General features: G+C 72.4%; 2 protein-coding genes. Both read left to right on the forward strand.

Annotated features, from left to right (window positions below):
- Positions 1 to 1782, forward strand: a 1782-nt coding sequence (locus ACT6S0_RS26825) for a PD-(D/E)XK nuclease family protein (protein ID WP_444766779.1), incomplete at its 5' end; no start/stop codon positions are given.
- The coding region (locus tag ACT6S0_RS26830) for a UvrD-helicase domain-containing protein (protein WP_444766780.1) at positions 1779 to 4451 on the forward strand (2673 nt) is incomplete at its 3' end. The genes ACT6S0_RS26825 and ACT6S0_RS26830, both read left to right, overlap by 4 nt.

Below are 4451 nucleotides of genomic sequence, written 5' to 3' on the forward strand. Positions count from 1 at the left end.
GCCGTAGTCCAGCATCTCAACGCCGGCCGCCGGCCGGTGGCGCTGCTGGCTCAGGACCGTGTCGTGATTCGCCGCGTGCGCGCCCTGCTGGCGCGCCAGGGTGTGCCGGTGCATGACGAAACCGGCTGGACGCTGGCCACCACGCCCGCTGCCGCCGCGCTGATGGCCTTGCTGCGCGCCGCGCTTGCGGGTGGCGCGGTGGACGACTGGCTGGCCTGGCTCAAATCGCCCCTGGCCGCGGGCTGGGATGCCGGCGGCCGGATCGGCCTGGAGTCGCGCTGCCGCCGCTTCGGCTGGCGCCAGGCCGCCCAGCTCGATGCCGCCACCCTGCCGCCGGCTGCGGGCGCGGTCTGGCAGCGGGCCCGGCGACAGCTGGAGCCCTTGGCCGGCGGCGCGCGCACGCTGGGTGCCTGGTTGCTCGGCCTGGCTCAGGTGCTCAACGGCCTGGGCTCACTGGCCGAGGTCGAAGGCGGCGAGGACTTGCTGGAGACGCTATGGATCTCACGCAACCCCTGGGCCGGCAGCGCGCATGAACATGCGCTGGCGCAGACGCGGCTGCGGCCCGAGGAGTTCATGGCCTGGGTGGACGACAGCCTGGAAGCAGCGCAGTTCGAGCCTCCCGAAGAACCGGGCGCGGCCGAAGTCGTCATCACGCCGCTGGCGCGCGCCATGCTGCGGCCCTTCGGCGCGGTCGTGCTGCCCGGCGCGGATGCCGCCACGCTGGGTCCCGTCAACCCGCAGGCGGGCTTGCTGGCCGACGCCGACGCGGCCACGCTGGGCCTGCCCAGCCTGGCCGAGCGCCGGGAGGCCGAAGCCTTGGGCTTTGCGCAGCTCCTGCGTGCGCCGGTGCTGACCCTGTTGCGCTGCGCCTTCGCCGGCGCCGAGCCATTGCCGCCGAGCCCGCTGCTGGAGCGGCTGGCCAGCGGCCGGGCCCTGGATCGCTGGGCTGACGAACGCGAGCTTGTGACGCCGCCCAGCCGGCCTCGGCAACGCGCCGCGGCCCATGCCCGCGAGCGCCTGCCGGCTGCCTTGAGCGCCAGTGCCATCGACGCGCTGCGCAACTGCCCCTACCAGTTCTTCAGCCGCGCACTGTTGGGCTTGCGCGAGGCCGACGAACTGGAGCAGGAAGCCACCAAGCGCGACTACGGCACCTGGCTGCATGCGGTGCTCAAGCGCTTCCACGAGTCACGCCAAGGGGGCGATGATGATGCAGCACTGCGCGCGGCCGCCGAGGCCGAGCTGGCGTGGTTGGATGCGGCGGACTTCCTGCCCTTCTCGGCCGCCTTCGAGCGGCTGCGCCCGCTCTATCTCGCCTGGCTGGCCGACGTCGAGGCCGGCGGCCAGCGCTATGCGGCCGGCGAGGTCGACCGCGATTGCCGGCCGTTCGACGCGCCGCTGGACGGCCTGCTTCTGAAAGGCCGCATCGACCGCATCGACGAGTCGAGCCACCGAACCTGGTTGCTGGACTACAAGACCGGCGACGCCAAGGGCCTGAAGGAAAAGGTCAACGCCAAACTGGAGGACACCCAGTTAGCCAGCTACGCCCTCTTGATGGGCGCTGCGCCGGGGCTGCAGGCGGCCTATCTGGTGCTGGATGAAGTCAAGGGCATCGCGCTGCTTCCGCATGAAGACGTCAGCGACACGGCGCTGGCCCTGCGCGACGGTCTGCAAGCCGACCTGATGGCCTTGCGCGGTGGCGCGCCGCTGCCAGCGCTGGGCGAAGGCAAGGTCTGCGACTACTGCGAGGCGCGCGGTTTGTGCCGCAAGGACGACTGGTCATGAACACTTCTGAACTCGCCTACTGGGCCGATGGTCAACGCATCCCGCGTGAGCAGTTCTATGCCTTGGCCTGCGACCCGTCGCGCAGCATCGTCGTCGAGGCCTGCGCCGGCGCGGGCAAGACCTGGATGCTGGTCTCGCGCATCCTGCGTGCGTTGCTGGCCGGTGCCGAGCCGCAGCAAATCGTCGCCATCACCTTCACGCGCAAGGCTGCCGGCGAGATGCGCCAGCGCCTGGCCGAATGGCTGGCGGAGTTCGCCCATGCGAGCGAGGCCGAGCAGATCAAGGCGCTGCGCCAGCGCGGCGTGACCGAGGCCGAAGCGCTGACCTTGCGGCCCCGGCTGGCGGGCCTGCAGGCCGAGCTGCTGCGCGGCGGCAGGGCCGTGGAGGTACGCACCTTCCATGGCTGGTTCTCGCAGCTGCTGCGCGCCGCGCCGCTGGTCTTTCTGCAGGCCCAGGGCATCGCGCCCGAGCTCAAGCTCATCGAGGACGAAGCGGAGCTGATGCCGCAGCTGTGGCGACGCTTCCATGTCGCCGTGTTGGCAGACGAAGCGCTGCGCGCCGACTTTCAGGCGCTGACCCAGTCGCGCGGCCGCTTCAACCTGCGCGAATGGCTGCTGGGCGCCTTCGCCAAGCGCGTGGAGCTGCGGCTGGCTGAAGACGCTGGCGTGCTGGCGACCAGCCTGACCGGTGCGGCCGACCTGCTGGGCACCACGCCCGAGCGCTTCTTCGAGCATCTGCGCGAGCCGCTGCTGGGGCTGGCCCGGCTGCTCGGCGCCGCCAAGGGCAAGAAGGCGCAGGACGCCGCCGTGGCGCTGCAGCAGGCGCAGGATTTCGATGCCGCGTTCGCGGCGTTGTTCACGCTCAAGGGCGAGCCTCGCAAGCTGGGCCTGGATTGCTCGGACCTCGACGAACTGTGCGACGAGCTGCAACGCCTTCGTGCGGCCATCGCCCAGCAGCGCGCCGCCGACGAGCACGCCGCGATGCGCCGCCTCAGCCTGGTGCTGGTCGCGAATTTCGAGGCGCTCAAGCGCGAGCGTGGCCTGGTCGACATGAACGACCTGGAGCGCGGCGCGCTGGCCCTGCTGGCCGACGCGCAGACCGCCGGCTGGGTGCAGCAGCGCCTGGATGCCCAGGTGCGCCACTTGCTGATCGACGAGTTCCAGGACACCAGCCCGCTGCAGTGGCAGGCCTTGCACGGCTGGCTGTCGGCCTATGCCGGCGCGGGCGCGGGCTCAGCCCTGTCGGTCTTCATCGTGGGCGACCCCAAGCAGAGCATCTACCGCTTCCGCCGCGCCGACCCGCGCGTGTTCGCGGCGGCGCAGGACTTCGTCTGCGACGGCCTGGCCGGCGTGCGTCTGGCCTGCGACCACACGCGGCGCAATGCGCCTGAGGTGCTGGCCGCCGTCAACGCTGCCTTCGACAGCGCCCAGCGCGCCGGCGCCTACCAGGGCTTTCGCCTGCACACGACCGAGGTGGCCGACGTGGATGAGCTGGCGGGCTTGTGGTCGCTGGATGCCGAGGTCGTCGCTGCGCCTGCCGAGCCCGAGGTCGACCCGCTGCGCTGGCGGCCCAGCCTGACCGAGCCCAAGCGCGAGGCGGAGGTCAGCCGCCGTGCGCCGGAGTGCGAGCGGGTCTGCAGATCAATAGTCGGGCTGCTGCAGGCCCGGCCCGAGCTCAAGCCCGGCGACCTTTTCGTGCTGGCCCGCAAGCGCGACCCGCTGCGCCAGCTCAGCGAGGCGCTGACGGCGGCCGGCGTGCCGCATGCGGCGCCCGAGGAGCAGCCGCTGGCCGAGATGGTCGACGTCGCCGACCTGCTGGCGCTGCTGGACGTGCTGGCCTCGCCGGGGCATGACCTGTCACTCGCGCATGCGCTGCGCAGCCCGCTGTTCGGTGTCGACGAGGCGGACCTGCTGGTGCTGGCCGAGGCCGCCGGCACGGCCGAGTGGCTGGGCCGGGCAGCGGCCGAGCGGCGTTCCTGGTGGAGCGCGCTGCAATCGCTGGCGTCGCCCAGCCCCGCACTGGCACGCGCCCAGACGCTGCTGCGCGGCTGGGCCGAGCAGGCGCGCCAACGCACACCGCACGAGCTGCTGGACCGCATCGTCGACGAAGGCGATCTGCTGGCGCGTATTGCCGCGGCCGTGCCGGCGCCGGACGCGGCGGTGCGCCTGCAGAGTGTGCAGGCCCTGCTGCGTGCCGCGCTGGACCTGGACGGCGGCCGCTACGCCCAGCTCTACGGCTTTGTGCGCGCGTTGAAGAGCCGGCCCGTCAAGTTCGTGCCTGCCGCTGCGCCCGACGCGGTCCAGCTGCTGACCATCCACGGCGCCAAGGGCCTGGAGGCCGAGGTCGTCTTCCTGCTCGACACCGACGCCGCGCCGCCCAAGGCCGAGACGCTGGGCCTGCTGCTGGATTGGCCGGTGGGCTTGCCGGCACCGCGCCGCGCGGCCTTTCTCGCCTCGGAAGCCAGGCCGCCGCCATCGCTGCAGGCCCTGGTCGACGAGGAGCGCGCCGAGCGCGAACGTGAGGAGCTCAACGGCTTGTATGTGGCGCTGACGCGGGCGCGGCGGGCGCTGGTGCTCAGCCACACGCCCAGCCGCAGCCAGGCGACGAGCTGGTGGGCCAGGCTGCAGCCGCTGGCCCGCCGTTGGCCCGTCGCGATGGCTGCTGGTGGT

The sequence above is a fragment of the Roseateles sp. genome (assembly GCF_052436255.1).
Taxonomy (GTDB): Bacteria; Pseudomonadota; Gammaproteobacteria; order Burkholderiales; family Burkholderiaceae_C; genus Pelomonas.